Here is a 6,567-nt window from a genome sequence, read left to right as displayed (position 1 = left end):
AAAGCTTGTTGAAACATCACAGCAATCGCAATCGCACTTCTATCCTATTCTAACAATTATCTACAACTGTAGTACTAGGGGGGATCTTTCGTAAGTGGCGTAGTACTGCGATCCCCCAACCCCCTTAAAAAGGGGGCAGTAGAGCGGTTGCACATGGGGCGATCAAATCAAAATTCCGGCAATCATTCCCCCTAATAACAGAAAACCCAACCAAACATTCTGACGAAACATTTCTCCGTAAGCAGGATTTGGTAACTGCGGCTCGCGCAACCGAGTATACTGCCAAATCCAGCCAGATGCAGCCAAGACTAAAGTAATCCAAAAACCTAGACGTAGGTGCATGACGACACCTAGCCAACCCAAGAATAAGACAGTACCAGCAAAGAAAACTGCGATCGCTTCTGGGGCGTATTTACCGAAAAATAAAGCGCTGGAATTCACACCAATGCGCTTGTCATCTTCGCGATCGCTCATGGCATAAACTGTATCAAATCCTAGCGTCCAGCATAAAGTTGCACCCCATAGCAACCAAGTTGCCTTATCTAAACTTCCCGTGACGGCACTCCAGCTAATTAATACGCCAAAACCCCAGGCAATAGATAACACCAACTGAGGGACGGGAAACACTCGCTTTGCCCCTGGATAAAGCAAAATAACGGGTACGGCGGCGACACACAGCCAAAAGGATAATTGGTTTAAATATAAAGACAAAATAAAAGCATAAACTAAAGCAATTAAACCAACTACAATTCCTACTCGGATAGATAAAGCGCGGGAAGCAAGAGGACGATTGCGAGTCCTTTCCACTTGCGGATCGATATCTCGATCCCAAAGATCGTTCGCTACACACCCAGCAGCACTGGTGGCAAAAGTACCTAAGACAATGACTCCTACTAGTAGTAAGGGTGGAGTCGCTCTAGCTGCTAAAAACACCGCCCACAGAGCGGGAATCATTAAAATTAAACGTCCTTCTGGCTTATCCCAACGTAACAGCCGGATAATTTTCAACCAGGTTGGTTCGGAACTCTGTTGTGGTGCGATCGTATTCATGGAAAAATGGTAACTATAGGCAGATGTAATGGTTCGTATCTTTTTCCCTAATTAGAATAGCGTGAAGTTTGGGTAGAAAAAACTCAATAACTTCATCTCAATAATTGCCGTTCAGTCCTTGCCGTTAATTACCAGTAAATCTAGATGGTTGATTCTGTTTTCACTAGCTGGCAGAGTATTCCCGCTCAAATTGTAGAGCAAGCACAGATCCTCGCGGCGATCGACATGGGGACAAACTCTCTGCATATGGTAGTAGTCAGTATAGAGCCGAAACTGCCAGCTTTTACCATCATTACTAGAGAAAAAGAAACTGTCAGGTTAGGCGATCGCAACCCAGAAACGGGAGAATTGAAACCAGAGGTGATGGCAAGGGCGATCTCTACGTTACGCCGTTTTCAAGACATTGCCAAGAGCTGCAACGCTCATTCTATTATTGCTGTAGCGACGAGCGCTGTCCGCGAAGCACCCAACGGACGCGAGTTTTTACATCAAGTCAAAGAAGAAATCGGCTTAAATGTTGACTTAATTTCTGGGTATGAAGAAGCACGTCGCATTTATCTCGGCGTACTATCGGGAATGGAATTTAACAACCAACCCCATGCCATTATCGACATTGGTGGTGGTTCAACAGAAATCATTTTGGGAGATAGCCACGAACCACGTTCTCTCAGCAGTAACAAAATTGGAGCTGTCAGACTTACCTCGGAATTCGTCACTACAGATCCGATTACTAACAGCGAATATCAATATCTTCAAGCCTACGTGCAGGGAATGTTAGAACGTGCGGCGGAAGACTTGCACGCACACTTACAGCCAGGGGAAATTTTCCGCTTAGTGGGAACTTCTGGCACGATTGAAACGGTAGCAACAATTATTGCTAGAGAAAAAACGGGTACAGTACCGTCTCCCTTGACTGGGTATGAATTTAGTCTGAGGGAATTGCGGCAATTAGTCGATCGCCTGCGGAAGCTAAATTACAGCGAACGGGCAGCAATTCCAGGGATGAACGATCGCCGTTCGGAGATTATATTAGCAGGGGCGACAATTTTACAAGAGGCGATGACGCTGCTAGAAGCTGAGACATTGGTAGTGTGCGAGCGATCGCTGCGAGAAGGCATCATTGTAGACTGGATGCTGACTCACGGTTTAATTGAAGATCGTTTGCGCTATCAAAGTTCGATCCGGCAACGGAGCGTGATTAAAACAGCGCAGAAATACCAAGTAAATTTAGAACATAGCGATCGCGTGGCTTCTTTTGCCATGAGTTTGTTTAACCAAACCCAGGAAATTTTACACCAATGGGGTTTAGAAGAACAAGAATTGCTGTGGGCAGCGGCAATGTTACACAATTGCGGACACTTTATTAGTCATTCTGCCCATCATAAACATTCATACTACTTGATTCGACACGGTGAATTATTAGGATACACCGAAACAGAAATTGAAATTATTGCCAATATTGCCCGCTATCACCGGAAAAGCAACCCGAAGAAAAAGCACGATTCCTATCGCAGTTTACCTAGCAAACGCGATCGGCAAATTATCAATCATTTAAGCGCTTTTCTCCGGTTAGCCGTGGCTTTAGATCGCCGTCAAATTGGTGCAGTGAAGCGCGTGCGTTGCGATCGCCATGCATATTCAAAAGAATTTTACTTGTATCTAACTCCGTCTCAACCTAATGATGATTGTGCTTTAGAATTGTGGAGTTTGGATTATAAAAAGGCGTTGTTTGAAACAGAATTTGACGTGAAGTTAGTAGCCGCTTTAGAACCTGCAACAGTATCAGTTCGTTGAGTTTTATTTAGGTAAGTAGCCATTTTGCGAATAGTCTCTTTCTGAATTGGCTGATCAATATATAAGTATATAAGTGAGAAATAGTTTTAGGAATTTGACGAGTCAGGAGAGCAAACCGGCAATAACCCAAGCACCTGCAATAACTTACTGAGAAATAGTTGTATTTAGAGTACTCCCAAAAGTCGGAGAAAATTCACAACTTGATTTTTTGCTCTGATTTTGAGTAAATCGCAAGTTAAAATACCATCTTGGATTTAGCGTGAACGCGATCGCTCTAAGTTCTAGTTACCCCTCCCCTCATTTGCGGTTTGCGGGTATGCTGTAGCGAGAAAAAGTATAGTTTGTTGGTTGACAGTTAACGGTTGACAGCGACTAGTGGCTGGTGGCTGGTGGAACCAGAATTGCTTCCTTGTTCCCCCTTGTCTCCCTTGTCTACCTTGTCCTCCTACCCCTTAGCCCTTAAATTTCTATGGCTTTATTAAAACGTCAAATGCTTAAACTTCTGATGGTAGGTGTAGCTGCTTGTGCAGCAGTAATTGCTGTACCTATTAAGGTTCTCGGCGTGCAGCCCAATATAGCCGTAGAGGGATCTGGAATGAATTTGTGGCAATCCTTCGGTTTAGGAATCATCCAAGGGTTGACAGAGTTTTTACCAATCAGCAGTACGGCGCATTTGAAAGTTGTGCCAGTCGTACTGGGATGGGGAGATCCTGGCGTTGCTTATACTGCCGTGATTCAACTCGGTAGTCTTGCCGCAGTGCTATGGTACTTCTGGAAAGACTTAGCGCAAATCGTCACCGGAACCGCTAAGGCGATCGCTAATTCAGATTATGATTCCAGAGAATTTGGCACGGCATTAGGTATTGTCTTAGGTACGATTCCCATCGTATTTTTTGGTTTGCTAATCAAAATCTTTTATCCTGGCTATGACAAATCGCCCTTACGCAGCTTAGCAGCGATCGCGGTGTATTCAATCGTCATGGCTTGTTTGTTAGGGCTGGCAGAGATTTTTGGCAAGCGCAAGCGCAAATTTAACGAACCTACAGTTAAAGATGGCATATTAATGGGGCTGGCTCAGACACTTGCCTTATTTCCAGGCGTATCTCGTTCTGGTTCTACACTGACAGCCGGACTATTTCTGGGATTAGAGCGAGCCAAAGCCGCTAGATTTTCATTTTTACTTAGTATTCCTGCCATTGCAATCTCAGGTCTGGTCGAATTGAAAGATGCTTTAGAAGCCGGACTAGAGAACGCGGGAATTCTAAACTTGATTGTCGCAGTCGTTTCATCTGCCATTTTTTCCTACTTCGCGATCGCTTGGTTGTTACGTTTTCTCCAAACTCAGGATACCTGGATCTTTGTTTGGTATCGACTCATCTTTGGTGCAGCGATTCTAGCTGCGATCGGATTTGGAGTGTTATCTAATGTTTAGTTGTTGGTTGATGGTTGATGGTTAATGGTTCTTGCTCCCTCAGCTCCCTGGGCTCCCTCAGCTCCCTCAGCTCTCTTCTCCCCTGCTCCCTCATATAAGCGACAATTTTAGAGTAGCTAATAGCCAAACGGCGATCGCCCTCTCGCTAGTCATGAGTGACATCACTATTCGTCCTGCCCGCATTTCCAAGGTTTTACCAGATTCCATCGCTGCTGAGATTGGCTTTGAACCAGGAGATGCGATCGTATCCATCAACGATACTCGTCCGCGTGACTTAATCGATTATCAGTTTTTGTGTGCTGATGAAGTGCTGCAACTGGATGTCTTAGATGCAGCAGGTAAAACTCATACGGTTGAAATTGAGAAAGACTACGACGAAGATTTAGGACTAGAGTTTGAGACAGCCCTGTTCGATGGGTTAATTCAGTGTAACAATCGCTGTCCGTTCTGTTTTATCGACCAGCAACCTCCAGGTAAGCGACAGAGTTTATACCTAAAGGATGATGACTATCGCCTTAGCTTTCTTTACGGCTCATACCTGACACTGACAAACCTCACCCAAAAGGAATGGCAGCGAATCGAACAAATGCGCCTGTCTCCTTTGTATGTCTCAGTTCACGCTACCGAACCTGAAGTTAGGGTGCGGCTGCTAAAAAATCCTAGAGCCGCTCAAATTTTAGAGCAGATTGAATGGTTTCGAGAACGAAGACTGCAAATTCACGCTCAAGTTGTTGTTTGTCCTGGGATTAACGATGGCATACATCTGGAAAGAACGTTGCTCGATTTAGCAAAATTTTATCTTGGCGATCCTGGGGAAGTACCAGCAGTTACTTCTGTTGCTGTCGTACCAGTAGGCTTGACACGGTTTCGTCCAGATGAAGATGAGTTAATTCCAGTGACTCCAGAAAAAGCAGCCGAAGTCATAGCCCAAGTCAAAGCCTTGCAGCAGAAATTTCGCCAGCAGTTAGGCACTAACTTTGCCTGGTTAGCAGACGAGTGGTTTTTGGTTGCAGGGGAGGATTTACCACCGCAATCTCATTATGAAGATTATCCTCAAATCGATAACGGTGTGGGTTCAATTCGCCTATTTTTAAAACATTTTGCTAGTGCAGCCAAACATCTTCCGCTGCAAGTCGAGCCATCACGCCGATTTATCTGGGTTGTTGGTAATGCCGTAGAAAAAGCGTTTCAACCAATTTTACAACAGTTAAATCAAGTAAATGGGCTGCGGATAGATATGGTAGCTCTGTGTAGTCACTATTGGGGACAAAAAATTTCTGTCACCGGATTACTCACAGGACAAGATTTATTAGAAGGGTTATGTGGTAAAGACTTAGGTAACGCGGTCATACTGCCTGCCGTGATGCTGAAGTATGGCGAAAACTGTTTTTTGGATGATATGACAATAGAAGAGTTATCTCATAAATTAAATATCCCAATTCTCCCAGTCAGGGGAGTTGAGGAACTCATCGATACTTGTATTAAGTAATGTCTAAAAATTTTGATATTTTTGCTTTCTTACCAACCCTGGTAAGGGCTAAGTCTGTGAATTTTTTAGTAGAGACGCTAGTAACGTCTCTACTTTTGCCTCTTGCCTTCTATTTACCTGCTACAGCCGCAGAAGAACCCGCAGTTTTAGCTGTAGTTAAAAGCGATGATAATGCTGCTCAGTGGATGGATATTTCTGCGCGCTTGCAAGCAGCAGGAGTCAATTATTGCGTCGTCGATTTAGCTACTGTCAAAAATGCTAGCGATTTGAGCGATCGCTCTGTTATCTTTCTACCTAACGTAGAGAATATTGACTTTAACCAAGCACTTGCCTTAGAAGCATGGATGAGCCGAGGTGGTAAAGTCATAGCCAGTGGTGCTGTTGGAAGTACGAGTCAGCCGGGGGTACGCCAGCTCTTGAGTTCGCTTTTAGGCGCGTACTGGGGATTTCCTCTAGATGCTCCCAATAACTTACAAACCTTACAGGGTAATAGTAAAGATTGGCTGGAGCCAGCCGGAAATGATGGTTTGGTGCAGGGAGGAGTTGTGATTCCTACTGGTGTGAATAGTAGACCGATCGCGATTTGGCAGTCACAAATAAATCAAGCCGCAGTCGTCAAAAGCGATCGTGCCACGGTTTTGGGTTGGCGTTGGGGCTCGAGTCACGTATCACCAGGAGACTTCGATCGCGATTGGTTGAGAGCGTCTTTAAGTCAGTATATATCCTTGCCTGAGTCGGCTACGGTAGCGCCGCAGAATTGTAGTAGTGCGGTGGCAGGGAGCAGGGAGCAAGGGGGACAAGG

4 protein-coding genes and 1 pseudogene are annotated in these 6,567 nt (G+C 44.9%); 4 read left to right on the top strand and 1 reads right to left on the bottom strand.

Annotated features, from left to right (window positions below; all coding sequences use genetic code 11):
• Positions 1–162: 162 nt before the first annotated feature.
• Positions 163–1,050, bottom strand: a complete 888-nt coding sequence (locus DSM107010_RS36135) for a 4-hydroxybenzoate solanesyltransferase (RefSeq protein ID WP_106171587.1) — start codon at positions 1,048–1,050, stop codon at positions 163–165.
• A gap of 144 nt (positions 1,051–1,194) precedes the next feature.
• Between DSM107010_RS36135 and DSM107010_RS36130 the strand changes: the two genes are divergently transcribed.
• The 4 genes and pseudogenes from DSM107010_RS36130 to DSM107010_RS36115 all read left to right on the top strand — a co-directional run.
• On the top strand, positions 1,195–2,844 hold the full coding sequence (locus tag DSM107010_RS36130) for a Ppx/GppA phosphatase family protein (RefSeq protein ID WP_127025283.1): 1,650 nt from the start codon (positions 1,195–1,197) through the stop codon (positions 2,842–2,844).
• A gap of 469 nt (positions 2,845–3,313) precedes the next feature.
• On the top strand, positions 3,314–4,276 hold the full coding sequence (locus DSM107010_RS36125) for an undecaprenyl-diphosphate phosphatase (RefSeq protein WP_015153730.1): 963 nt from the start codon (positions 3,314–3,316) through the stop codon (positions 4,274–4,276).
• 151 nt (positions 4,277–4,427) lie between these two features.
• Complete coding sequence (locus tag DSM107010_RS36120) at positions 4,428–5,765, top strand: TIGR03279 family radical SAM protein (protein WP_015153729.1); 1,338 nt, start codon at positions 4,428–4,430, stop codon at positions 5,763–5,765.
• A pseudogene (locus DSM107010_RS36115) lies at positions 5,765–6,567 on the top strand (glycoside hydrolase family 10 protein); the annotation flags it as partial. The gene DSM107010_RS36120 and the pseudogene DSM107010_RS36115, both read left to right, overlap by 1 nt.

It is taken from the genome of Chroococcidiopsis cubana SAG 39.79 (genome assembly GCF_003991895.1).
Taxonomy (GTDB): domain Bacteria; phylum Cyanobacteriota; class Cyanobacteriia; order Cyanobacteriales; family Chroococcidiopsidaceae; genus Chroococcidiopsis; species Chroococcidiopsis thermalis.
Note: the sequence above shows the minus strand (reverse complement) of the source record. Positions and strands in the feature narration are given on the sequence as shown.